Annotated in this window: 21 protein-coding genes; 14 read left to right on the top strand and 7 right to left on the bottom strand. The window is 65.4% G+C overall.

The features are described from left to right. Nucleotides 1-19 precede the first annotated feature (19 nt). From ACQ5ID_RS08695 to ACQ5ID_RS08680, 4 genes are read right to left on the bottom strand one after another with little or no spacing between them, the layout of a single operon-like run. A complete protein-coding gene (locus ACQ5ID_RS08695; protein WP_429912056.1) occupies nt 20-2,074 on the bottom strand; it encodes a hypothetical protein in 2,055 nt (684 codons plus the stop codon). Then, nucleotides 2,071-4,824: a DUF4159 domain-containing protein gene (locus ACQ5ID_RS08690; RefSeq protein ID WP_429912055.1), complete on the bottom strand. Its 2,754-nt coding sequence runs from the start codon at nt 4,822-4,824 to the stop codon at nt 2,071-2,073. Before ACQ5ID_RS08690 ends, ACQ5ID_RS08695 begins: the two co-directional genes overlap by 4 nt. Then, nucleotides 4,824-5,711, bottom strand: a complete 888-nt coding sequence (locus ACQ5ID_RS08685; RefSeq protein WP_429912054.1) for a DUF58 domain-containing protein — start codon at nt 5,709-5,711, stop codon at nt 4,824-4,826. The genes ACQ5ID_RS08690 and ACQ5ID_RS08685 overlap by 1 nt, the downstream gene beginning before the upstream one ends. 11 nt (nt 5,712-5,722) lie before the next feature. Then, nucleotides 5,723-6,721, bottom strand: a complete 999-nt coding sequence (locus ACQ5ID_RS08680) for an AAA family ATPase (protein WP_429912053.1) — start codon at nt 6,719-6,721, stop codon at nt 5,723-5,725. Nucleotides 6,722-6,824: 103 nt separating this feature from the next. Here ACQ5ID_RS08680 and ACQ5ID_RS08675 point away from each other — a divergent pair, with 103 nt between their 5' ends. Genes ACQ5ID_RS08675 through ACQ5ID_RS08655 form a run of 5 tightly spaced genes read left to right on the top strand, consistent with a single transcriptional unit; the run spans nt 6,825 to nt 11,098 of the window. Further along, a complete protein-coding gene (locus tag ACQ5ID_RS08675) occupies nt 6,825-7,370 on the top strand; it encodes a DUF1285 domain-containing protein (RefSeq protein ID WP_429912052.1) in 546 nt (181 codons plus the stop codon). After that, the gene (locus ACQ5ID_RS08670) at nt 7,370-8,002 is read left to right on the top strand and encodes a CoA pyrophosphatase (RefSeq protein ID WP_429912051.1); all 633 of its coding nucleotides are present in this window, start codon (nt 7,370-7,372) and stop codon (nt 8,000-8,002) included. Before ACQ5ID_RS08675 ends, ACQ5ID_RS08670 begins: the two co-directional genes overlap by 1 nt. Nucleotides 8,003-8,017: 15 nt before the next feature. Further along, nucleotides 8,018-8,383, top strand: coding sequence for a hypothetical protein (locus ACQ5ID_RS08665; RefSeq protein ID WP_429912050.1), 366 nt, complete (start codon nt 8,018-8,020; stop codon nt 8,381-8,383). After that, entirely contained in the window at nt 8,367-9,611 is a 1,245-nt protein-coding gene (locus tag ACQ5ID_RS08660; protein ID WP_429912049.1) for a CCA tRNA nucleotidyltransferase, read from the top strand. The genes ACQ5ID_RS08665 and ACQ5ID_RS08660 overlap by 17 nt, the downstream gene beginning before the upstream one ends. Then, nucleotides 9,611-11,098: a hypothetical protein gene (locus ACQ5ID_RS08655; protein ID WP_429912048.1), complete on the top strand. Its 1,488-nt coding sequence runs from the start codon at nt 9,611-9,613 to the stop codon at nt 11,096-11,098. The genes ACQ5ID_RS08660 and ACQ5ID_RS08655 overlap by 1 nt, the downstream gene beginning before the upstream one ends. A 13-nt stretch (nt 11,099-11,111) precedes the next feature. On the opposite strand, the gene hemF is transcribed toward ACQ5ID_RS08655, so the two are convergent. After that, nucleotides 11,112-12,020: an oxygen-dependent coproporphyrinogen oxidase gene (hemF, locus tag ACQ5ID_RS08650; RefSeq protein WP_429912047.1), complete on the bottom strand. Its 909-nt coding sequence runs from the start codon at nt 12,018-12,020 to the stop codon at nt 11,112-11,114. A gap of 181 nt (nt 12,021-12,201) precedes the next feature. Between hemF and ACQ5ID_RS08645 the strand changes: the two genes are divergently transcribed. Next, nucleotides 12,202-13,650 carry a sulfotransferase gene (locus ACQ5ID_RS08645; RefSeq protein WP_429912046.1) on the top strand — a complete coding sequence of 483 codons (1,449 nt, stop codon included), beginning with the start codon at nt 12,202-12,204 and terminating at the stop codon, nt 13,648-13,650. A 228-nt stretch (nt 13,651-13,878) separates the two neighbouring features. On the opposite strand, the gene ACQ5ID_RS08640 is transcribed toward ACQ5ID_RS08645, so the two are convergent. Continuing rightward, a complete protein-coding gene (locus ACQ5ID_RS08640; RefSeq protein WP_429912045.1) occupies nt 13,879-14,496 on the bottom strand; it encodes a TetR/AcrR family transcriptional regulator in 618 nt (205 codons plus the stop codon). Nucleotides 14,497-14,601: 105 nt separating this feature from the next. Here ACQ5ID_RS08640 and ACQ5ID_RS08635 point away from each other — a divergent pair, with 105 nt between their 5' ends. The 8 genes from ACQ5ID_RS08635 to ACQ5ID_RS08600 all read left to right on the top strand — a co-directional run bounded on the left by ACQ5ID_RS08635 (nt 14,602) and on the right by ACQ5ID_RS08600 (nt 20,975). Then, a complete protein-coding gene (locus tag ACQ5ID_RS08635; protein WP_429912044.1) occupies nt 14,602-15,111 on the top strand; it encodes a PaaI family thioesterase in 510 nt (169 codons plus the stop codon). Nucleotides 15,112-15,345: 234 nt separating this feature from the next. After that, complete coding sequence (gene petA / locus ACQ5ID_RS08630) at nt 15,346-15,963, top strand: ubiquinol-cytochrome c reductase iron-sulfur subunit (RefSeq protein WP_429912043.1); 618 nt, start codon at nt 15,346-15,348, stop codon at nt 15,961-15,963. A 14-nt stretch (nt 15,964-15,977) separates the two neighbouring features. Beyond that, the gene (locus ACQ5ID_RS08625) at nt 15,978-17,264 is read left to right on the top strand and encodes a cytochrome b (protein WP_429912042.1); all 1,287 of its coding nucleotides are present in this window, start codon (nt 15,978-15,980) and stop codon (nt 17,262-17,264) included. A 14-nt stretch (nt 17,265-17,278) separates the two neighbouring features. Then, a complete protein-coding gene (locus tag ACQ5ID_RS08620; RefSeq protein ID WP_429912041.1) occupies nt 17,279-18,082 on the top strand; it encodes a cytochrome c1 in 804 nt (267 codons plus the stop codon). A gap of 105 nt (nt 18,083-18,187) precedes the next feature. Beyond that, a complete protein-coding gene (locus tag ACQ5ID_RS08615; RefSeq protein WP_429912040.1) occupies nt 18,188-18,796 on the top strand; it encodes a GrpB family protein in 609 nt (202 codons plus the stop codon). After that, nucleotides 18,796-19,680 carry an S-methyl-5'-thioadenosine phosphorylase gene (locus ACQ5ID_RS08610; protein WP_429912039.1) on the top strand — a complete coding sequence of 295 codons (885 nt, stop codon included), beginning with the start codon at nt 18,796-18,798 and terminating at the stop codon, nt 19,678-19,680. The genes ACQ5ID_RS08615 and ACQ5ID_RS08610 overlap by 1 nt, the downstream gene beginning before the upstream one ends. 62 nt (nt 19,681-19,742) lie before the next feature. Next, on the top strand, nt 19,743-20,273 hold the full coding sequence (locus ACQ5ID_RS08605; protein ID WP_429912038.1) for an adenine phosphoribosyltransferase: 531 nt from the start codon (nt 19,743-19,745) through the stop codon (nt 20,271-20,273). Between the two features lie 42 nt (nt 20,274-20,315). Continuing rightward, nucleotides 20,316-20,975: a hypothetical protein gene (locus ACQ5ID_RS08600; RefSeq protein WP_429912037.1), complete on the top strand. Its 660-nt coding sequence runs from the start codon at nt 20,316-20,318 to the stop codon at nt 20,973-20,975. Here the strand turns inward: ACQ5ID_RS08600 and ACQ5ID_RS08595 are convergent. After that, the gene (locus ACQ5ID_RS08595; RefSeq protein WP_429912036.1) at nt 20,972-22,471 is read right to left on the bottom strand and encodes a S10 family peptidase; all 1,500 of its coding nucleotides are present in this window, start codon (nt 22,469-22,471) and stop codon (nt 20,972-20,974) included. The genes ACQ5ID_RS08600 and ACQ5ID_RS08595 overlap by 4 nt on opposite strands. Between the last annotated feature and the right edge of the window lie 80 nt (nt 22,472-22,551).

Raw genomic sequence — 22,551 nt, 5'->3', positions numbered from 1 at the left:
GCAAGCCCGCGCGGGCGGCCTACTTGCCCTCGCGCCACCAGCCTGCGCCCAGCAGGGCCAGAATGAGCGCGGCCAGCAGCAGGCCCGGTGCCAGCGGCGTGCGCTGCGACTCCGCCACCGTATAGGCCCCGTTGCGCTGCAGCCCGGCCCAGCCGGGTCCGGCCTGCAGGCCATCGGGGCGGGTGCGCCGCAGGGATGGCATTTGCGGGTCTTCACCGCCGCCCAGCATGAAGCTGCCACCGCGTGTCGCCCGCACCAGCGGGGCCAGCGCCTCGCGCGTGACGCGCAGATCGAGATATTCGCGCGGGTTCAGCGGGCCGGCGGAGATGACGGTTGTCGCATCGCCGGAGCGCAGGCGTATCAGCCCCGCTTCATTGCCCGTCTCCGTGCTGGCGGTGAAGCGTCCGGGGCCTGCCTCTTCCATCGCCACGCTCTCCTCGCGCCCCGATGGCCAGGTGATGGAAAGGTCTGACGCGCTGCCTGCCAGCGTGGTGCGGGTGGCGGTCAGCACGCCATCTGAGAGGGTGGCGGTCAGCCGCTCCTCGTCCAGCTCCGGCTCGTTCATCAGCCAGTGCGCGACGCGGCGGAACAGCTCGTCATGGGGCCCACCGCCATCATGCCCGCGCGCCCACAGCCAGGACTGGTCGGAGAGCAGGATCGCCGCGCGTCCCTCGCCCTGCCTTGAGAGCACCAGAAGCGGGTCTCCTGACGGTGTGTCCAGCAGGGTTTCACCGGCCAGAGCCTGCCCGCCCACATAGCGGTACCAGTGACCCCATTCGCCTTCCTGACCGGCCAGAGGCGCGGTCACCGGATGGCGCTCGCCCGCTGTGGAGATGCGCGGACGGAAAGCGCCTTCGCGTACGGCTCCCGTAGGACGGGCGGGCAGCACGCTTGCCAGCAGGGAGCGGGCGATGGAATCCGGCCCGGCATAGTCCGGCCCCGCCGTGATCAGCAGCGCGCCGCCCTGATCGACATAGCGCGCGATGTTCTGGAAATAATTGGCGGGCAGTATGCCGCGCCGCCGGTAGCGGTCGAAAATGACCAGATCAAACTCGTGCAGACGCAGCTCGAACAGCTCGAACACCGGGAAGGCGATCAGCGCCAGCTCATCGGGGCGTGCGCCATCGCCCCGGTCAAGCGGGCGCAAAATGGTGAAGTGCACAAGGTCCACTGACGGGTCGGATTTCAGCAGGTTGCGCCAGGCCCGCGCGCCATTATGCGGCTCGCCTGTCACGAGCAGCACGCGCAGCCGGTCACGCACGCCGGTAACGCTGACGGCAGCGCGGTTATTGATGAGCGAGAGTTCGTTCGGGCCGGGCTCCACCTCGATCTCGATCACGTTCGCGCCGCGATTTTGTACTATCGCCTCGACATTGACCGTCTCCCCAATCGTGGCGCGCGCCCGGATCGGATCACCGCCATCAAGGCGAAGGGTCAGCATCGCGGTTCCTGCCGGTGCGCCCTCATCCTCCACGCGCAGGCGGAAACGCACCGGCTCGCCGACAATGCCAAAGCGCGGGGCCTCCTCCACGATCAGGCGCCGGTCCGTGGCGCGCGGATCGCCGATGGCGAAATGGTGCAGCGGAGCATCAAGGCCCAGCGAGGCGGGATCGGAGGGCACGTCATGGACCTGCCCCTCCGACAGCATGACAATGCCCGCCAGCCGGTTTCTTGGAATATCGCCCAGCCCGCTACGAAGCGTATCGATCAGGCGCGTGCCATCGGGCGTCGCCCCGCCTTCCACCTCGACAATGTCCAGGCTGTCATCGGCGTCGGCAAAGCGCTGCAGGGCTGCGTTGGCATTGGCGGCACTGGCCGCGCGGTTGCCGATCTCCATCGAGGCCGAATTATCGCGCACCACAAGGAGAATATCGCTCAAAGGATCGCGGATTTCGCGCACCAGCGCCGGATTGGCCAGCGCAGCCAGAACGGCGAGCCCGGCCAGCACCCGCCAGACCCATCCTTTAAGGCCCCGCCAGGCGGCAAAGGCAGAGGCCGCCAGCAGCGCGATGCACAGGGCGGCGAGTATCCATTGCGATACCAGCGGGGCGAGGACGAGGCTGGATGCGCTCATGGTTCCAGCGGCCGGGGCGCACTGCGCCGGCCTCCCTGTCCGAGGCGCTCAAGAATGGCGGGCACATGCACCTGATCGGTCTTGTAATTGCCGGTGAGCGCGTACATGGCGATGTTCACGCCAACCCGGTAGGCCATCTCGCGCTGACGCTCGCCGCCCTCTACGGGCAGAAGCGGTATGCCGTTCTCGCCACGCGCCCAGGCCCCGGCCCAGTCGGCTGATCCGATGATGATGCCCGATACCCCGTCGCGCGCCGTACCATCGGGATTGGACTCCACCCAGACATCACCGCCCGCCAGGCGTCCGGGCAGATCGCGCAGGAGGTAGAAGGTGCGGCCCAGCACATGGTCTTCGCCGGCGCGTTCCAGTGACGGGATTTCCAGCCCCTGCATGACCTGTTCAAGACCGGGATGCGCGCCGCCGCGCGTGCCCGCGCCGCCATCACGCGTATCGAAAATGATCATTCCGCCGGAGCGCAGATAGGTGTTGATGCTGGCCGCTGCCGCCTCGGAGACCGGGCGGGCATCGGCGCTGACGGGCCAGTAGATCAGCGGGAAGAAGATCAGCTCGTCCTCGTCGGGGTCGATGCCGCGCGGGGCTTCCGGCTCGATGGAGCTGCGACGGGTCACTTCCGATGACAGCGCGGCCAGCCCCGCCTCGCTGATCCGGTCTGTTTCCGCGTTACCTGTGCGGATATAGCCAAAGCGTACAACCAGCGCGCGGTCGAGCGCCTCGACGGTGTCCGCCTGGGTGTCCTGCGCTTCAAGCGCTGGCGGAGAGGCAAGCGATATTGCCAGCATGACGCCAAGCCCTGCCATGGTCCGCGATGCGCGTATCGCTGGCAGGCGTCCGGCAAAGGCCAGCGCGATGATGATATCGGCCAGCAGCATTAAGAGGGCGAAGGCGAGGAGCGGGCCGGCAAGGCGCTGTTCGCGCAGCCCGTCGCGGATTTCATAGAGCGCGCCGGGCAGGTTGCGCGCAATCGGATCAAGGCGTGTGTCCGGGCCGGTGGCGTTGAGCGCCGCACTGGCTGCGCCGAGCTGCCATATGCCCGGCGGCGTGTCCGGCGATGGGGCGGTTGATCCGAAATCGCCGGCGGGAATGGCGCGCGGCTGGCCGGTGGGGGCGCCAAGGCGTCCAAACCCGTCCAGTGCGCGTTCAATCTGCCAGCTGCCATCACTGCCCGCCCCGCCCGCGCCAGCCCCTTCGGCCAGCGCGATTACCCGGCGCAGCATGGCCGGGAAGGTGCCGGTCAGCGGCAGGTCAGACCAGTCCGGCCCGGCGGTGACGTGAAACAGGACGATCCAGCCCTCTCCGCGCCTGTCAGCCGTAACAAGCGGGGTGCCGTCTTCCAGACGCGCCCAGACGCGGCGGTCCAGATCGGCTTCGGGCTGGGCCAGTACCTGACTGCGCACGCTCGCATCCTCGCTGACGGAGAGGCCCGCGAACGGGCTGTCATCGGGGAAGGGGGCGATGCGTTGCGGTTCTTCCCAGTTCAGCGCTCCGCCCAGCAGACGCCCGCCAGCGCGAAGCTGGACGGGCAGCAGATCATCGCTACGCGCGGCCAGACGCGGACCGGCAAAGCGGATCAGCACGCCGCCGCCTTCCACAAATTCGGCCAGAGCCGGGTCTTCACTGCGGGCCGGATCGACCATGACAAGGCCGGAGGGTTCGTCTTCGAGCACCTGCTCCAGCGGCCCGCGCACCAGCTCGGCATGGGGAGCAAGGGCCTGGCTGGCATAGTGCAGATCGGACAATAGCGGCTGACGGTTATCGCCGCCTTCCGGTTCGATCAGGGCGATACGCGGGCGCTGCCAGCTATCGTCGAGCAGATGGATTGCGCCTGCCGAGCTTACCCCTTCCAACCGGACAGAGCGCACCCGGTTGCGCAAATCCAGCGGCAGGCGCGCCGATGCGGAGGCGGTGCTGACTGCGTCATCGAAGCGGGCTTGCGCGCGGGCAATGACCTGCCCGTCCTGGCCGATGGCGCTGACGTCAATCTGGCGTGTTGCGCCGCTGCCAGACCTTAACAGGCGTGCTTCAAACCCGTCTGCTGCCGCATTGACGCTGACCAGCGCCACAATCTCATCCTGCGCGCCCGGCAGGCTGAGTGTCAGGCGTCCGCGTTCGGAAAGGGCGCGGGCGAGAGCCGCGTCTCCCTCGCTGGCAATGCCGTCGCCAAGCCAGCGTGTCTCGAAGCGTGAAGGCGCGCCGCCGTTCTCCAGTGCGGCCAGAAGCGCGTCACGCGCCGCCGCGCGGTCAGGCGCCCAGCCTTGCGGGCTTGCAGCCTCCAGCCGGGACTGGATCGTGCTGGCGGCGGTAAATTCGGGTGGTTCTGCGCTGGCGGTCAGAAGGATGGCCGCCTGTCGCCCGTCTGCCGCGGCGGCCTGTGCATAGGCGCGTGCCTGCGCCAGCGTGCGCGGCCAGTTGGCAGCGCTCTGCCAGCCATTATCGATGACCAGAAGCAGCGGGGCATCAACACTGCGCGTGTCGGCAGGGCGCCAGACCGGCTGGGCCAGCGCCAGAATGATGATGGTGGCGGCCATGAGGCGGAACAGAATGAGCCACCAGGGCGCGCTCTGTGGTGTCTGGGGCGTCTGCGCCAGACGCTGCAACAGGCGCAAGGGCGCGAAGACCACGTGGCGCGGAGCAGGCGGTGTCGCGCGCAGAAGCAGCCATAAAAGCGGCAGGGCAATAAGCGCGATCAGCGCGAGAGGTGCTGCAAAACCTATCGGCCCGAGGCTGAACATCAGGTGCGCTCCATCGCACGCGGCGCGAGTGCTTGATGAAGGGCGAGAACAGCTGTGCCTGCGGGCCGGTCGGTCCGGTGGGTGAGAAGCGTCCAGCCTGCCTTGCGGGCCATGGCGGTAATCGCGTCACCGTGTTCGGCCCAGACGTGCCGGTAATTCTCGCGGGCATCTTCGGCGCGGCCCAGCACAAGCGGCGCTGAATGCCCCGATGGCTCGGCGAAGCGTGTGCGTCCGGCAAAGGGGAAATCCTCTTCTGCCGGGTCGATGATGCGCAGCAATATCCCGCTCGCCCCGCTGGCATTCAGCCGGGCCAGGCGTGCGCCCCAGGTTTCGGGAGGGTCCAGAAAGTCGCCGGCAAGCACGATGCGGGCATGGCGCACAATGTCGGCCTGTTCCACAGACTTGGCCGCTCCCGGCCCTTCGGCCAGCGCGCGTGCGGTGATGTCCAGCCCGGTGCGTCCGGCGCGGGCGCGTCCGGTCTCGCCCAGTGCCGCGATGCGCTCTCCACCCCGGCTCAGCAAGGATGCCAGCGCCATCAGGCAGACGGCAGCGCGGTCTTTTTTCAGGGGCAGGTTTTTCGAGCCCAGCGCCATGCCGGGTGATCCATCGCGCCACAGATAGACCGCGTTGGCCGCTTCCCATTCGGTTTCACGCACAAACAGATGCTGGCCGCGTGCCGAGCGCCGCCAGTCCACGGCTTGCGCGCCATCTTCGGTGCGGTGGCGGCGATATTCCCAGAAAGTCTCGCCATGGCCCGGCGTGCGGCGGCCATGGGTGCCCAGCGCCACGCTGGCCGCAATACGTTCGGCCTCGGCCAGCAGGGCCGGGAAGGGCGCGGCGGCCTGTTCGGCCGCCCGGCGCAGGGCTTTCGTGTGCCGGATGGTCATCCCCGCGCCCGTCAGGCCGCCTCGGCGGCAAGGCGGGCGATAAGCCGGTCGACATTCAGCCCGTCCGCGCGCGCAGCAAATGTCAGTGCCATGCGGTGTTTGAGGACCGGTCCGGCCAGCGCCGCGACGTCTTCGGTGGAGGGCGCGAGGCGGCCCTGAACCAGCGCCCGTGCGCGCACGGCCAGCATAAGCGCCTGACCGGCGCGCGGACCCGGCCCCCAGGCAACAGCGTCGGCCACTTCAGCGTCGGCAGACCCGTCCGGGCGGGCGCGCGCCAGCAGGTCCAGAATGGCGCTCAGCGTCTGCTCGCCCACCGGCATGGCGCGCACCAGCGCCTGCAGCTCTGTCAGCTCCTGCGCGTTGAGAACCGGCAGCGCGCTATCTTCGGCTGTGCCGGTAGTGGCGATCAGGATGGCGCGCTCGGCCTCGCGGCCGGGATAGGGCACGTCGATCTGCATGGCAAAGCGGTCAAGCTGGGCTTCGGGCAGCGGATAGGTGCCTTCCTGCTCGATCGGGTTTTGCGTGGCCAGCACGTGGAAGGGTTTGGGCAGATCGTGGCGCACGCCAGCAACCGTGACGAAGCCTTCCTGCATGGCCTGCAACAGGGCGGCCTGCGTGCGCGGGCTGGCCCGGTTGATCTCGTCTGCCATCAGCAGGCGGGTAAAGACAGGCCCCGGTATGAAGCGGAAGGAGCGTTTGCCGCCGGCATCTTCTTCGAGCACTTCAGAGCCCAGAATGTCGGCCGGCATCAGGTCGGGCGTGAACTGCACGCGCTTGTCATCAAGGCCGGTAACAATCGCCAGCGTGTGGACGAGGCGGGTCTTGGCAAGGCCCGGCGCGCCGACCAGAAGCCCGTGTCCGCCCGACAGCAGCACACACAAGGCTTGCTCCACCACGTCTTCAAGGCCGAATATGGAGCGGGCGATGGAGGCGCGGACCTCGGTCAGGCGTGCGGTGGCGGCGTCAGCGCGGGCGGCCAGCTGGGTGACATCTTCCTTTGGCGTGGTCATCGGCCTATGTCCTTGGTTCGTATTGCTGTAGCCCCTGACGGTGCAGCATGCCCCGCTGAAGCTTGAGGTGTCCATGGGTTCACAGCGCTCGGATACGGATGGAATGCAGTCCCTGCTCAAGGCGGCACGTGACGCTGGCAAGGGTCTGCCGCCGGTTGACCGCTGGCATCCCGAATATTGCGGCGAGATGGATGTGGTCATCCGCCGCGATGGCAGCTGGTGGCATGAAGGCACGCGCATTGGCCGGGAGGCGCTGGTGCGCCTGTTTGCGCGTATTCTGCGCAAGGACGAGGATGGCGAGACTTATCTCGTTACACCGGCGGAGAAAATCCGCATCACGGTGGAGGCCGGTCATTTTCTGGCCGTGCGTATGGATGTGCTGGGCAAGGGCAGGGATCAGAAGCTGGTCTTTACCACCGACCATGACGAGGCAATCATTGCCGGGCCGGACCATCCCTTGCGCATTGCCTTTGGCGAAGACGGCGAGCCGGAACCCTATGTGCATGTGCGCGGGCGGCTGGAAGCCCTGTTGACGCGGCCGGTCTTCTACGAAATGGCCAATCTGGCCGTTGAGGGCCAGGCACCCGATGGCCGCAAAGCCACAGGCGTCTGGAGTGATGGTGTGTTCGTACCGCTGGACCGGGACTGATGCTGGACGATCCATACCACGTGAACAGCCTTGTGGAGCGTCTCAGCCGGGCGCTTGATCCGGTTGAGGGCTCTCCGCCTGTGCCTGCGCGCGGGGACGGCGATCTGAACGGGGCACCGTCGCCCACAGGGCGTGCCTTGCGTCCGGCGGCCGTGCTGGCCCCGCTGGTCATGCGCGAGACGGGGCTGAGTGTCGTGCTGACCCGGCGTGCCGATCATCTGTCGTCTCATGCTGGCCAGATCAGCTTTCCGGGCGGGCGGCTGAACATGGGTGAGCAGGCGGCTGATGCGGCCTTGCGCGAGACCGAAGAGGAAATCGGCCTGCCGCGCTCCAAGGTAAGGCTGATTGGCCGGTTTGACCCTTATGAGACCGTAACCGGGTTCCAGATCACCCCCTTTGTGGGGCTGGTCGAACCTAAAGCACGGTTTCGCGCCGATCCGGGCGAGGTTGCAGAAATCTTCGAAACGCCGTTCGACTTTCTGATGAATCCCGCCAACCATGTGCTCGAAGAGCGCATGTTCGCCGGACAGCTGCGCCGATACTACGCCATGCCCCATGAAGGGCGCTATATCTGGGGGGCGACGGCCGGGCTCCTGAAGGCGCTGGCCGACCGGTTCAATACGTTCCGCTAAAGGGTTTTACCTGAGATGCGCTTCCTTCTGACCGTTGCCGTGCTCTTCCTTCTGCCGTTTGCCGGGTACTACACCTGGCGCGGGATCAGGGCCGCGCGCGGCACCGGGACGGCTACAGGCGATGAAGGTGAGACCGCCAGCGACCTGCCGCCCGCGCCCTTGCAGGTCCTGGCACTGGTCGGCGCGGGTCTCGCTATCACCGGCATTCTCGCGCTTGCCATCGGGACGGCCTTTGGCGGCGGCGCTCAGACGGGTCAGTTCCGTCCGCCGACGCTGGAAGACGGGAGGGTGGTGCCCGGACGCATCGATCCGGTAGAGCCGCGCCGCGAAGCGCCGCCGGAGGAGGAACAGGAGCCAGCCGGGGATGGGGCGCATGGCTGACCGGCTAAGGCCGGAGGATCACCCTTGGCTGACCGATCCGGCCGGGCTGGCGGTCATGGATGCCCTGCTGGCGGCCGCTCCGGACGGCGCGCGCTATGTTGGCGGGTGTGTGCGCAACGCGCTGATTGGCGCGCCGGTGAGCGATACCGATATCGCGACAGTGCTGACGCCGGGCGAAACCATGGCCGCGCTGGAGGCTGCCGCAATCCGCGCCGTACCTACCGGCTTTGAGCATGGGACGGTTACAGCGGTGTCCGGCGGGCGGGGCTTTGAGGTCACCAGCCTGCGCAAGGATGTCGCCACTGATGGCCGCCGCGCAGTTGTCGCTTTCTCGACCGACTGGAGTGAGGATGCGAGCCGGCGCGATTTTCGCCTCAACGCCATCTATGCCGGCCGTGACGGCACGCTTTTCGATCCCGCTGGCGGGATTGAGGATGCGCTTGGGGGGCGTATCCGCTTTATCGGCGAGCCAGCCGCGCGGATCGAGGAAGACTATCTGCGCATACTGCGCTTCTACCGCTTCCACGCCTGGTATGCGCGCACGCCTCTCGATGCGGAAGGTCATGCGGCGTGCACCGCCTTGCGGGCCGGAATGCGCCAGCTGTCTGCCGAACGGGTGTGGATGGAGCTGAAGAAATTGCTGGCTGCGCCTGACCCGCGCGCGGCTCTCGAAGCGATGCAGGAAGGCAACGTTCTTAACGAAGTGTTACCGGATTCTATCGACTTCAACCTTTTCTTAAGCATACACTCCCTTGAGACGCAGGAATCCCGTCCGGCCGATCCGTTACTGAGGGTGGCGGCGTTTCTGGCGGGGGGAGACGCTATGAGGGTAGACGCGCTCTGCGACACCATGAAGGTGTCAAACGCTGAACGGACGCGGCTCATCGCCGCCGCCCGGCGCGTGGGCGTGCACCCTGGCATGGATCGTATGGCGCTGCGTGCCGCCCTCTATGAGCAGGGACGCCAGGCGGTGGAGGATCAGCTCATGCTGGCGGCTGCGCGCGGTGAGGGCCGCCGTGATGCGCTCTCACGCGATCTCGATGCCGTGAGCCGCTGGCAGCGCCCGGCCTTTCCGCTCAAAGCCGCCGATCTTCTTGCGGCCGGGTTCAAACCAGGCCCCGCGCTTGGCCGGCTGATGAAACAGCTGGAAGCGCGCTGGGTCGAAGCCGATTTCGTGCTCAACAGGGCAGACCTGCTGGCCATAGCGCGCAAGGAGGGGGGTGTCTGATGGACGTGTTCTCCCGGCGCTTCCAGTACCGCATCGGCTCGGGTCTCTATGACGATCAGCTCCAGCTGCACGATTATGATGCGGTGGAGCGCTTCCTGAATCAGCGCCGCGGCGAGATAAGCAGCGTTAAGGCTAATGAACACGTCACGCGCGAACTGGTGCTGCGCCATCAGGTCCGGGTGGCTGTCACCCAGAGCCTTGGCGGGCGGGGAGCGGGGACATTGCCCGACGGGCCGCGTCTCGCGCTGGCAGACCTCTATGAACAGGTCGCCAATCCGCTGGCCGGTGTGATCCGCCGGCCCAGCCTCGACTGGCTGATGCCGCCAACAACGCCCGATGCGTCCCAGTCCATCCAGCCGCCCGACGGGGAACCGATCGGTGCCGACCGGTTCGCCATGTGGTCGTGCGTGCTGCTGATGGACTATGTCGAGACGCACTATGCGGCGCTGGCCGATAGCGTGAAGACCGAATTTGCGCGTGATCTCAACTCGCGCCTCGCCAATGGCCGCTCGCCCTGGATGCTGGTCATGGGCCGCTGGCGCCGCGAGACCTGGCCTGCCGACCGGGACAATCCTTTCGATGCCGTGCTGCATTCGCTGTGGTCGGAAACGGACGAAGCCTTGCGCCGCCAGCTCAATGCGCGCCTGGGCGAAAACTATGTGGTGGGCGAGGAAAGCACGGCGCTGGCGCCCTTGCCGCCGGGCGCCGAGGCCCGCCGCGAGGAAATTCGCGAGAAGCTGAAAAAGGCGGCGGCCAAACTTGCCACTGCCGACCGCCTGCTGGTCACTGACCCTGCGCTGACGGAAGCTGGCTACCGCAAGGCTGTGGATGTTGCGCGGGCCGCTTTCGACATATGCGCCGAGGCGTTTCGTGGCTCCATTCTGGGCCCGTTCGTCAAGTACAAGTCTGGCCGGCGCCCTGTGCAGGGCCGGGCGCGGATTGCAGAAGGGGCAGGCCCCTCCCACAGCGTCACCCATACCCGCGAGCTCTCGCCCGAGGCAGCGGCGTGGCGGCTGCGCAAGCTGAGCGAATACCTGATCTCCGGCCATGACCTGCCGCGCGCCCTGCCGGGGGCGGCCGACCGCAAGGCCATGCTGGAGCGCGCACCGCTGGCGGAGTTTCTGGCGCGTCTGGTCCTGATGGGACCGTCGGAGAGCGAGGCGGAGGAATATGCGCGCATTGTCGGTGCGCCGCGCGGTGCCAAGTACGAGCTGCTGGTTGAGGATGAGGTGGTTGCGCGCATGGTCGTCGACTTGATGGCGCGCCTTGGCGTTTATGCGGCGGGTGCTGACAAGCCGGACCTGCGTACCGAAAGCAGTGGCGGGCGGTTCGCCGGCTTTGTGGATTTCAGGGTACGCGAGGCGCAGCGCGCCGAAATGATGCGCCGTATCAGCCAGTGGGCCGTGCGCATTCTCATCCTTGGCGGCGCGATGGCGCTGTCTTTCTACGCTGGCATCATGGCCGCGCAGCGTGGCCTGTTAGGCTAGGCTGGCAGCTTTTCTACGGCCATTTGGCCTCTGGCGGCATGGATGACAGGATCGAGGTCACATTGCCGCCGGTCTCCAGACCAAACTTCGTTCCCCGGTCGTAGAGCAGGTTGAACTCGGCATAACGCCCGCGCCGGATCAGCTGCTCTTCACGATCAGCTTCGGTCCACGGCGTATCCATGCGCCGGGCCACGATTTCGGGATAAATCTCCAGAAACGCCTCGCCGACATCGCGGGTGAAGGCGAAATCAGCATCGTGGTTCCCGCTGTCGAGATGGTCGTAGAAAATCCCGCCGACGCCGCGCGGCTCGGAGCGGTGCTTCAGCCAGAAATACTCGTCGCACCATTTTTTGAACTTTGCGAAATAGGCCGGGTCGTGGGTGTCGCACGCCTCTTTTGCGGCGGCGTGGAAATCCTTCGCATCCTCAAACGCTTCGCTGCGCTGATAGTCCTGCGTGGGGTTGAGGTCCATGCCGCCGCCGAACCAGCTCACCGTCGTGGTGATGAAGCGCGTATTCATGTGCACGGCAGGCACGTGCGGATTGCGCATATGAGCGATCAGCGAGATGCCGGTGGCGAAAAAGCGCGGGTCTTCGGCTGCGCCCCTTACATGCTTGGCGAAGTCCGGCGAAAAACTGCCATAGACCGTGGAGCAGTGGACCCCGACCTTCTCAAACAGGCGTCCGCGCATCATGCCCATGACGCCGCCGCCCAGATCCTCGGCTCCGTCGCCGCGCGTCCAGGGCGTCAGCTCGAACCGGCCGGGCTCACCCGGATAGAGATCGGCAGGGGCTTCGTCCTCCAGAGCTTCGAACGCCGCGCAGATCCTGTCGCGCAGGCCCTCAAACCAGATGCGGGCTTCCTCGCGCCGGGTTTCCAGCGTGGCGGCGGCAATCGGGGAGGGGGCGGTCTGGGAGGACATGAATAACCCTTCTTGGATCATGGCTTTTCGGGCGACACAAAAGACACTTAACACCACAAGCGCAAGTGACGCAGTGCCGCAGGCTGGCCTCCGCGGTCAAGCTTGGCTAGTTTCACAAGAGCCGCAGCAGGGGGCTTGCGGCAGCCAATTGCCAGCCTGGCACCAGCCGAACGGAGCTGACATGCTTCAGCCGCGACAGGATGACCCGCTAGCGGGCCTGTATAATGCTGTCTCGCGCGAGGATCTGCTCGCCATGTCTGTCGAGGCGCGCGCGCTCGTCAATGCCGGTCCCGATCTGGGTTCGCGCTGGAGCGAGGTCGCCGGTATCATGAACGAGGCGGGCGATATCGCCAGCCTGCTTGGTGCCTGTCACAAGCTGGTCGAGCAGGTGCCCGATGATGTCCAGTCCCATATCTGGCTGGCGAGCGCCTATGCCTTTGGCGGCGACCATCGCTCAGCCTTGCAGACCCTGCAGCCCTTGCTGGCGGCCAGCCCGCGTGACGCCGGGCTGAACCGGCGTGTAGGACGCATATTGCTGGATCTGGGCCTGACAAGCGAAGCGCAGACCCTGTTCCGCACGGCTCTTGCCGCCAACGGTATGGATGCGCTGGCCTGGGAGGGGCTGGTGAAAGCCAAAACCTTCGTGCCGGGCGAAGACGATCTGGCCCAGCTTGAGCAGGCACGCGTTTCCGTCGGTGAGGATGTCAGCGCGCGCGACAGGGGTATTTTGTCCTATGCGCTGGCGAAAGCCTACGAGGATATTGGCGAGTACGACATCGCCTCGCGCCGCGTCGCGGAGGCGGCCGCCTTCTACCGTGCCTCGGCTCCCTTTGACATGGACCAGCATGAGGAGGGGGTAAGGCGGATACTGGAGGTGTACGATTCCAGTTTCACGGGCGCCAATGAAGAGGCGGGGCTGATCGACAGCCGGCCCGTCTTCATCGTCGCGCCGCCATCATGCGGGGCGAGCTGGCTGGCCTCGGTGCTTTCCGCACCGTCCGATGTGGCGGCGCTGCCGCGGTCCAATTCGCTGTTCTGGATGAGCGCTGCGCCGCTGGGCGATCAGACGCGCGAACACCTCCATGCGGCCCTGTCTGCGCCCGGAGAGGGCAATGTGCTGACCGGGGTGGGCGCGGCATATCTGGAATACGCTCAGGAAATTGTCGGCGATGTGCGCCGCTGGATTGATCCGACATCGTTGAGCGAACTGGCTGGCGGGGCTATCGGACTTTGCCTGCCTGCGGCGCGGTTCGTGCGCATAAGCCGTGATCCGCTCGATCAGGCATGGTCGATCCTGAAGACGCGGTATCAGCGCGCCCGGCACTGGACCTATCACGCAGATGATATTGCCCGCGCACTGGCAGCCCACAACCGGCTGGTGGCGCACTGGGAAGGCCTGTTTCCGGGCCGCTTCCTGACGGTGCGCTATGAGGATCTGATCGCCGACACCGAAAACGAGGTGCGCCGGATCGCGTTCTTCACCGGTGTCGATGCCGATATTGCCGCTGATGCCGCCGCACAAAGGCGCGGCGCGCTGGAAGCCGACCCTGCAGGCGTGCACCAGCGTGCCGGCGTGCGGATCGATCCGGTTCGCGAGGCTTTGCTGCGGGCCGGTTTTACGCTGGACTAGGGCCTGTACTCATAAAGGGTTTGGAGCGTGATATGTGCGAAAATCGTTCAGTATCAGGAGCAGGCCCGATGGAAGGGTTTTCCCCTTTCGAGGGGCTGCGACGTAATAGTGGGCGATTTTCGCCATACCCCTCTCGGGCGCGGCAGATTTTCTTCCTGACGGCGTCGAGCCGCCCTTGTGGAGGGATGCTCCACGGCAGCCGTCTCTCCTTGTCAGGCACCAGATCCGCTACGCGTCACGCCCGAACCCTTTATGAGTACAGGCCCTAGCGCCCGCCTCGCTGGCGAAAATGCCGGCGAGCGTTTCAGCGGTCTGGGTCAGGGGTGCAGTGCTGCGCTGCGCCCGCGCCAGGATCAGCGAGCCTTCGATGGCGCCGAGCGCCAGTTGCGCCAGCGCCTGAGAGCGGGCCGCGCCGACACCATCGGCCTGCAGTCTTTGCGCCAGCGCATCCTGCCAGCTTGAAAAAACGGCTGAGAATGTGGTGGCGAGGTTTTGCGATACGGCCGCCTGTTCCAGCGTCAGGGTGGCGACCGGACAGCCCAGCCGGAAACCGGACTGCTCCAGCCATCCGGCAAGCCGGGCGGCAAAGCGGATGAGCATGTCCGCGCTGTCCGCACTATCGCCAGCATCCTTGTGAATCGTCGCCAGAAAACGCTCCCCCGCCATCAGGGCAGCCGCTACGGCGAGACCCTCCTTGCCGTCGGGAAAGTGGTGATAAAGCGAACCTTTGGGTGCGCCCGCCTGCGCGAGCACATCATTCAGGCCGGTTGCCGCATAGCCGCGCTCCTGAAACAGGCGGGCGGCGGTGGCAATCAGGCGTTCGCGTGTGGATGGCGTCCCGCTCACTGTCTTGATGTCCCTCGGTGATTCGCGCTGCAAGCTGGCAGCACTCTTTACAGATGATCTTGGATCGTCAATATGTAGACCGGTCGGTCTAATTGGAGAGATGTGATGCAGGACGGTCAGGACGGGGCGGAATTGCGCGGGCTTGCGGCCGATGAGGCACCCCCGGCACCGCTGGTGGACGCAGCGCTGTTTCGCGGAATCGTGAAAATGCAGCCCTTTACCAGCTGGACCGGGCTGGAAATCGTCCGGGTGGAATATGGCCATGTCGAAACCCGCATGACATTGCGGCGTGACGACATGGTCCAGCATCATGGCTTCCTGCATGGCGGGCTGATCGCCTTTCTGGCTGACAATGTCAGCGCCTATGCTGCCGCCACAACAATTGGCGACGTGCTGACGGCCCAGTTCTCGGTGAACTATCTCTCGCCTGGCATTGGGGAGGCGTTTGTAGCGCGCGGGCACGTCGTGAAGGCGGGCAAACGCCAGGTGGTGACGCGCGCTGACATCTTCGCTGTAAACGCCGGGGAGGAGAAGCTGATCGCGGTTGCCAGCGCGGTCATTTTGCCGGCCGGAGCCGCAGCGCTGGACCGCCCACCTGCCAAATCGGCAGGCTGAGACGCTTTCACGCAGATAATCTGGTTGAAAAATTGCGGTTCTCATTCTAATCCCGCCGCACCAGAAAGCGTTGACGGGGCGGACGCTGCGGCGTTGAGACGCAAGGGCGGGGCCGGCCTGTCGCGCTAGATCAATGGGAACGACGTGTCTGCGCGGGCCTTGCGGCTGCGTGCAGACTTACGCCATACAGGTGGCGTAGACGACGTTGCCAGCCGCCGTGAGAGAGGTCTGCGCGTGACAGAAGCTGTTGAAAACACCGGCGCCCATGGCCAGGAGCCAAGCCGCCGCGATTTCATTTACATTGCAACGGGCGGCGCGCTTGCCGTCGGTGGCGCGTTTACGATCTGGCCCTTCATCGACCAGATGAACCCTGCGGCCGACACGCTCGCGCTGGCCTCCACCGAGGTGAATATCGGCGAGCTGGAAGAGGGCCAGGAGATCACGGTCATCTACCGCGAGCGCCCGCACTTCGTGCGCAGGCGCACCGCCGCTGAAGTGGAATCAGCGCGCAATGTCGATATTGCCAGCCTCCCGGACCGGGATGCCCGCAATTTCAATCTGGGCGACGGCGTGCCGGCAACCGACGAGAACCGCTCTGCCATGACGGCCGAGGTCGCCGACGGTGTTGAGATCGAAGATGCGCTGCGCAGCTCGCTTCTCGTCACCAGCGCGAACTGCACCCACCTTGGCTGCGTGCCGACCGAAGGCGCCGGTGATTACGGTGCGTGGTTCTGCCCGTGCCACGGCTCTCACTACGACACCTCGGGGCGTATCCGCCGCGGGCCGGCACCGGAGAATCTCTCCGTGCCTGTCATGACCTTCACCTCAGCCTCAGTGCTGCGTCTCGGCTAGGGGAAAAACAAGCGATGAGCGGACCTTCGACCTACGAACCGAAAACCGGCTTTACCAAATGGCTGGATGCGCGCCTGCCGATCGTGCGGCTGGGCTGGGACTCCTTCGTGGATTTCCCCACACCGCGTAACCTCAATTACTGGTACACGTTTGGCGGCATCCTGACCGTCTGCCTGATGATCCAGATCATCACCGGCATCGTGCTGGCCATGCACTACGTGCCCCATATCGACCATGCCTTTGCCAGTGTTCAGCGCATCGACCGCGATGTGAATTATGGCTGGCTGATCCGCTCGATCCACGCCGTGGGCGCGTCCATGTTCTTCCTGGCCGTCTACATGCACATCTTCCGCGGCCTCTATTACGGGTCGTACAAGGCACCGCGCGAATTGCTGTGGATTCTCGGCGTTGTCATCTACCTGCTGATGATGGCCGCTGCCTTCCTTGGCTATGTGCTGCCCTGGGGCCAGATGTCCTATTGGGGCGCGATGGTGATCACCAATTTGCTGGGTGCCTTCCCGCTTGTTGGCGGCCCGATCACCGAATGGCTGTGGGGCGGGTTCTCGGTTGGCAATGCCACGCTGAACCGCTTCTTCTCGCTGCACTATCTCATTCCGTTCCTGATTGCGGGCGTTGTTGGCCTGCACATCTGGGCGCTGCACGTGCCGGGCAATAACAACCCGACCGGAATCGAGGTGAAGTCCAATCGCGACACGCTGCCCTTCCATCCCTACTACACGTCGAAGGACGGGTTCGGCATCGCGCTGTTCATGGTGATCTTCGCCTTCTTCGTCTTCTACTGGCCGGACGCGCTGGGTCACTCCGACAACTTCATTCCCGCCGACCCGCTGGTCACGCCTGCGCTGATCGTGCCGGAATGGTATCTGCTGCCCTTCTACGCCATCCTGCGCGCAGTGCCTGACAAGCTTGGCGGTGTGCTGTTGATGTTCGGTGCTATCGGCATCCTGTTCGTGCTGCCATGGCTCGACACCTCGAAAGTGCGCTCCATGCGCTATCGCCCGCTGGCCCGCTGGTTCTTCGGCTTCTTCATCGTGGCTTGCCTGGGTCTGGGCTGGGCCGGTGCGGAACTGCCTGATACGCCGGTGCCGGGTCTGGGCGCCATTGGCGTTGACTTCCTGCTGCTGGGCCGCGTGCTGACCATCTACTACTTTGCCTACTTCCTCGTCATCCTGCCCATATTGGGTTTCGTGGAGAAGCCATCAAAGCGGCCAGCCTCGATTGAGGAATCGGTCCTGGGCAGTAAATCCAAACCCGCGCCTGCCGCGGTTCCGGCTGAATAGGAGTGAATGGAACAATGCGTCTGATCCGCACCCTTTTCGTTGCCGCTACCGGCGCTCTGGCCGCTGTCGGCCTGGCCTCGGCTGCTGGTGAATACCGCAAGCCGGAAGACCACCGCTTCTCGTTTGACGGGCCGTTCAGCTCGTTCGACCGGGGCGCGGTCCAGCGCGGCTTCTACGTGTTCAACCAGGTCTGTGCGGCCTGCCATGGCCTGGAGCATCTGGCACTGCGCCATCTGGGCCAGCGCGGTGGCCCCTTCTACGATCCGGCCTATCCCAATCCGAACGACAATCCGGTCGTGCGCGCCATTGCCGCCGAATACATCGTCGAGGACGGTCCCGACGAGTTTGGCGACATGTTCGAGCGTCCCGGCCGTCCGTCCGACCGCTTCCCGTCACCCTATGCCAACGAGGCGCAGGGCCGGGCTGCCAATAACGGCGCCTATCCGCCGGACATGTCGATCATCACGCGTGCCCGCCACTATGGCGCGCCCTATATCCGCTCGCTGATGATGGGATATGGCGAAGAGCCGCCGGAAGGCGTCACCGTTGGTGCTGGCCTCTACTACAACCCGTACTTCCCCGGCGGGCTGATCGCCATGCCGCCCCAGTTCGAAGACGGCCTGCTGACCTATAATGACGGTACGGAAGCCACCGTTGAGCAGATGGCCAATGACGTGACCGAGTTCCTGGCGTGGGCGTCTGATCCCCACATGGAACAGCGCAAGCGCCTCGGCCTGATGGTGCTGGCCTATCTCGTCATCCTGTGCGGCCTGCTGTTCTTCACCTATCGGCAGGTCTGGTCGAAGGTGGAACACTAGCCAGCAGACGGGCCTTGCCTCGCAAGGCCCCTGCAATAAGCTGGAACGGGCCGTCCTGATACCGGGACGGCCCGTTTTTACGCCCGGTAGCGCTGGCAGGACGGCATGAAGAAAGATCCGATCGACGTCATCGCCTACGAGCCCCGCTGGGTGGAGGAAGGTCTCAGCCACGCCGAGGCCGTGGCAGCCGCGCTTGGACCGCTCGCGCTGCGCGTAGATCATGTCGGATCCACAGCCGTACCCGGGCTGGCGGCGAAGGATGTTATAGACATTCAGGCCCTGGTGATGCGTCTTGAGGACGAGGGCATCATCGCGGCTATGTTGGGAGCCGGCTACCGTTTCCGCGACAGCAATACCTACGACCCGCCCCACCCGGAAAGCCCGCCCGCGCTGGGCGAGGATGACTGGCGCAAGCTCTATTTCCGCGAAGCCAAGGGCGCGCGCCGCGTCCATATCCATATCCGCCGCAATGGAGCCGCTGCTGCACGCAATGCCCTGCTGCTGCGCGATTTTCTGCGCGATGACGTGCCCTCCCGGCGCGATTATGGCGAGTTCAAGATGGCGCTTGCGGTTAAAACCCGCAAAGATCGTGATGCGTATCAGGCGATCAAGCGTCCCTTCATTTCCATTGCGCTGCGCAGCGCGGAAAGCTGGGCAGAGCTTACTCGCTGGGTGCCCGGCGCGCCCGATGCCTATTGGAGGAGTGCCGAGTAATGACGGGCTGGGTGTTGGGGATTATCGGCGGGTCGGGCCTCTATCAGCTGTCCGGGCTGGAGGATGTACGCCGCCAGACGGTGGAAACGCCCTGGGGTTCGCCGTCCGGCCAGCTGGTGCGCGCACGGCTCAATGGCGTGGAGCTGGTGTTTCTCGCCCGTCACGGCAAGGGCCATAGCCTGTCGCCGAGCGCGATCAATTACCGGGCCAATATCCATGCCCTGAAGCGGGCAGGCGTGACGGATATATTGTCCCTGTCGGCCTGCGGCTCCATGAAGGAGGAGCTGGCACCGGGCGCTTTCGTTGTCGTGGACCAGTATGTGGACCGCACCTATGCCCGCGAGAAAAGTTTCTTCGGGCCGGGCTGCGTGGCTCATGTTCCGATGGCCGACCCGGTCTGCAAGCGCCTGTCTGCCATGGCCGCCGACGCCGCGCGCAAGGCAGGCGTGGAGAATGTCGTTGAGGGCGGCACCTATCTCGCCATGGAAGGCCCGCAATTTTCCACCCGCGCCGAAAGCCGCCTTTACCGCGGCTGGGGTGTGGATGTGATCGGCATGACCAACATGCCCGAAGCCAAGCTCGCGCGTGAAGCGGAGCTACCCTATGCCAGCGTGTGCATGGTCACCGACTATGATTGCTGGCGGGAAGCCGATTCCGATGTTGATATCAACGATATCCTCAAAGTGATGGGCGAAAACAGCGGCCGCGCCCATGACCTGATTTCAGCCCTCACCTCGGTGATGGCCGGGCAGGAGCGCACGCCCGACCCGGCCGGGATTGGAAGCGTGCTCGATCACGCCATCATCACCGCGCCTGAACACCGTGATCCTGATCTGGTCGCCCGGCTGTCCACCATTGCCGGGCGCGTGCTATCGCGCGCTTGACGCGGCTTCCTGCAGGCACGAACCATGTGCCCGTCATTCCAGCCGGCCCAAGGGGGGGCTTCATGGACCATATCAAGGCAGCGATCCGTACGATCCCGGACTATCCCAAGCCCGGCATCATGTTTCGCGACATCACCACCCTGCTGGGCGATGCGCGGGCCTTCCGGGCGGCCATTGACGCGATGATCGCGCCACACGCGGGTACCAAGATCGACAGGATTGCCGGTATCGAGGCGCGTGGCTTCATTCTCGGCGGGGCCATCGCCCACCAGCTCTCCATCGGCTTTGTGCCGATCCGCAAGAAGGGCAAGCTGCCCTTCGACACGATCGGCCAGTCTTATGAGCTGGAATACGGCACGGACGAGGTGGAGATGCACACCGACGCGGTTGCCGCCGGTGAGCGTGTCCTGCTGGTTGACGATCTCATTGCCACCGGAGGCACGGCAGAAGCGGCGGTAAAGCTGCTGCGCCGGGCCGGCGCGCATGTTGAAGGGGCATCCTTCGTGGTGGATCTGCCAGAGTTGGGCGGCGTGGAGCGCCTGCGCGCGCTGGACGTGCCGGTCGCGACTCTTGTGGCCTTCGACGGGCATTAGGTCTTATTCTTCCCCGGTCTGGCGATCAGGGGAGGGCGCACCATGTTCATAGGCCATTATGGTCCGGCTCTGGCTGCGCCAGCGCTCGTCAGAACCGTGCCGCTCTGGGCGCTGTTCTTCGCGGTGCAATTCATCGACGTGGTGTGGGGTGTGCTGATCCTTGCCGGGATCGAGCAGGTGCGCATCGTGCCGGGCTTTACCGCGATGAGCCCGCTCGACCTGCACCACATGCCCTATACGCACTCATTGCCGGGCGCGCTCGCGCTGTCGGCCCTTTTGGGTCTGGCCTATGGGCTCATCGCCCGGAAAGCACGCCTGGCTGGCGGCCTGCTGGTGGCGGGTGCCAGCTTCTCCCACTGGCTTCTGGATCTGATCGTGCACGCGCCGGACCTGCTGCTCTGGCCGGGCGGGCCGATGGCGGGCTTTGGCCTGTGGGACAATCTTCCTCTGGCGCTGGGGCTGGAGGTGGCGCTCGTTCTGGCCGGGCTGATCTTCTACCTGCGCGTCACACAGGCGAAGGGCCTGATCGGGCGCATCTGGCCGTTTGTGCTGGTGGCGGTACTCTTCGCGCTGGAGGCGATCCACCTCTTGGGTGAACCGCCTGCCAGCGCAGAAGAACTTGCCATGACAAGCATGGCCGTCTTTCTGGTCCTGACCGGCCTTGCGGCGGTCGCGGACCTTACGCGGAAGCCGCGCCGCTAACGCGCACCCGCTGCCACAAACTCGCGCACATCGCGGGCGAGCTGTTCGATGGACGGGTGGTGCAGATACATCATGTGCCCGGCCTCGTAATAGGTCAGCGTCACACGGTCCTGGTCATAGGTGCGCCGGTTGAAGGTCATCTCGGTGCCGAAGAAGGGCGTGGCGAGATCGTAAATGCCATTGGTGGCCAGCACACGCAGATCGGAGTTCTGCCGCATGGCGCGCTCCAGCCAGATCGAGGTGTTGAGGTAGGAGTTGTTGCCCCCGGCCTCGCCCGCATTCCAGTTCCAGTCGCGCACGCCGCCGAGCGTCACATAGGTGTCTGGAATGTTGACGCCGAGATTGCGGGTATAGTGCTCGCGCATGGCCGCCGTGTAGCCCGCCGAGATTCCATAGCCGGACGGATCGCCTTCGGGGTTCTCCCGCAGTGAGTCCGGCTCCAGCCCGGCAAAGCGGGAATCAAACCGGCCCACGCTGCGGCCGTCCTCGCGCAATATCTCGGTGCGGAAGCGGTTCAAAGGCACGCGCAGGCTGGCTGAACGCAGATAGTCGGTGGACAGGCCGGTCAGCTCCGCCATGCGGATGGTTGTGGCGTTGAAGCGGGCTTCGTCCACATCATGTCCGCGCAGGAGGACGGGCAGGAACTCGTCAGTGGCAAAGTCGCGCGCATCACGCAGGAAGGCGGTGAAATCATTATTCCAGGCGGAGCGGTCCACGCGGTTATGATACCAGGCGGTGGCGGCATAGCCCGGCAGCAGCCCGGTCAGGCCCAGCGGATTATCGGGCCGGGCATTGGCCATCTCCATCACGACCGAGATCAGCACCACGCCGTTGAAGGCGACATTGTTCCAGCCGAGCTCCATCTCGTTCATCAGCGCGCCGATGCGCGTCGTGCCATAGCTTTCGCCCATCAGGTATTTGGGCGAGTTCCAGCGCCGGTTCTCGGTCAGCCAGATGCGGATGAACTGTCCCAGAGAACGCGCATCCTCATTGACGCCCCAGAACTGGGCCGGATCGGCATCGCCCAGCGTGCGGCTATAGCCGGTGCCGACCGGGTCGATGAAAACAAGGTCGGCTGAATCGAGCAGTGAGTGCGGGTTGGAGCGGATATCATAGGGCGCTGCGCCATCGTCCTCGGCCTCGGAGGGCAGGACCAGATGAACCGGGCCGAACACGCCCATATGCAGCCAGAGCGACGCCGAGCCCGGCCCGCCATTGAAGATGAAGGCTACGGGCCGGGTGCGCGGGTCAGACACGCCCTCGCGGATATAGCTGGTGGAGAAGATGGCCGCCGTTGCCGCGCCGTTCTCATCGCGCAGGAAGGTCTCGCCGGCGATGGCCCGGTAGCGCACGCGCTGGCCATTGGCGGTAACTTCGCCGCGGCTTTCAAACACGCGCGGCTCGCGCGGATCATTGGCCGTGTCGGGCGCCTGTGCGGCAGCGCCGGAAACGCCAAGGACAAGGGCTGCAAGCCCTGCTGCAAACTGTTTTATCATGTGTGTGATCTCCCCGAACCGGCTTCGTGCCGTGTGTTCCGCCGGGAAGGCTAGCGGTGATGCCCGGTGCGTCAATGGAC

This window comes from Glycocaulis sp. (assembly GCF_050485565.1).
Lineage (GTDB): Bacteria > Pseudomonadota > Alphaproteobacteria > Caulobacterales > Maricaulaceae > Glycocaulis.
Note: the sequence above shows the minus strand (reverse complement) of the source record. Positions and strands in the feature narration are given on the sequence as shown.

Excerpts from the sequence above, each read along its gene's own strand:
- ACQ5ID_RS08685 (WP_429912054.1), bottom strand. The coding sequence starts at position 5,711 with ATGACCATCCGGCACACGAAAGCCCTGCGCCGGGCGGCCGAACAGGCC.
- hemF (WP_429912047.1), bottom strand. The coding sequence starts at position 12,020 with ATGTCCTCCCAGACCGCCCCCTCCCCGATTGCCGCCGCCACGCTGGAA.
- ACQ5ID_RS08595 (WP_429912036.1), bottom strand. The coding sequence starts at position 22,471 with ATGATAAAACAGTTTGCAGCAGGGCTTGCAGCCCTTGTCCTTGGCGTT.
- ACQ5ID_RS08645 (WP_429912046.1), top strand. The coding sequence starts at position 12,202 with ATGCTTCAGCCGCGACAGGATGACCCGCTAGCGGGCCTGTATAATGCT.
- ACQ5ID_RS08690 (WP_429912055.1), bottom strand. The coding sequence starts at position 4,824 with ATGTTCAGCCTCGGGCCGATAGGTTTTGCAGCACCTCTCGCGCTGATC.
- ACQ5ID_RS08635 (WP_429912044.1), top strand. The coding sequence starts at position 14,602 with ATGCAGGACGGTCAGGACGGGGCGGAATTGCGCGGGCTTGCGGCCGAT.
- ACQ5ID_RS08665 (WP_429912050.1), top strand. The coding sequence starts at position 8,018 with ATGCGCTTCCTTCTGACCGTTGCCGTGCTCTTCCTTCTGCCGTTTGCC.
- ACQ5ID_RS08625 (WP_429912042.1), top strand. The coding sequence starts at position 15,978 with ATGAGCGGACCTTCGACCTACGAACCGAAAACCGGCTTTACCAAATGG.
- ACQ5ID_RS08610 (WP_429912039.1), top strand. The coding sequence starts at position 18,796 with ATGACGGGCTGGGTGTTGGGGATTATCGGCGGGTCGGGCCTCTATCAG.
- ACQ5ID_RS08605 (WP_429912038.1), top strand. The coding sequence starts at position 19,743 with ATGGACCATATCAAGGCAGCGATCCGTACGATCCCGGACTATCCCAAG.
- ACQ5ID_RS08670 (WP_429912051.1), top strand. The coding sequence starts at position 7,370 with ATGCTGGACGATCCATACCACGTGAACAGCCTTGTGGAGCGTCTCAGC.
- ACQ5ID_RS08695 (WP_429912056.1), bottom strand. The coding sequence starts at position 2,074 with ATGAGCGCATCCAGCCTCGTCCTCGCCCCGCTGGTATCGCAATGGATA.
- ACQ5ID_RS08655 (WP_429912048.1), top strand. The coding sequence starts at position 9,611 with ATGGACGTGTTCTCCCGGCGCTTCCAGTACCGCATCGGCTCGGGTCTC.
- ACQ5ID_RS08615 (WP_429912040.1), top strand. The coding sequence starts at position 18,188 with ATGAAGAAAGATCCGATCGACGTCATCGCCTACGAGCCCCGCTGGGTG.
- ACQ5ID_RS08675 (WP_429912052.1), top strand. The coding sequence starts at position 6,825 with ATGCAGTCCCTGCTCAAGGCGGCACGTGACGCTGGCAAGGGTCTGCCG.
- ACQ5ID_RS08680 (WP_429912053.1), bottom strand. The coding sequence starts at position 6,721 with ATGACCACGCCAAAGGAAGATGTCACCCAGCTGGCCGCCCGCGCTGAC.
- ACQ5ID_RS08600 (WP_429912037.1), top strand. The coding sequence starts at position 20,316 with ATGTTCATAGGCCATTATGGTCCGGCTCTGGCTGCGCCAGCGCTCGTC.
- ACQ5ID_RS08620 (WP_429912041.1), top strand. The coding sequence starts at position 17,279 with ATGCGTCTGATCCGCACCCTTTTCGTTGCCGCTACCGGCGCTCTGGCC.
- ACQ5ID_RS08660 (WP_429912049.1), top strand. The coding sequence starts at position 8,367 with ATGGGGCGCATGGCTGACCGGCTAAGGCCGGAGGATCACCCTTGGCTG.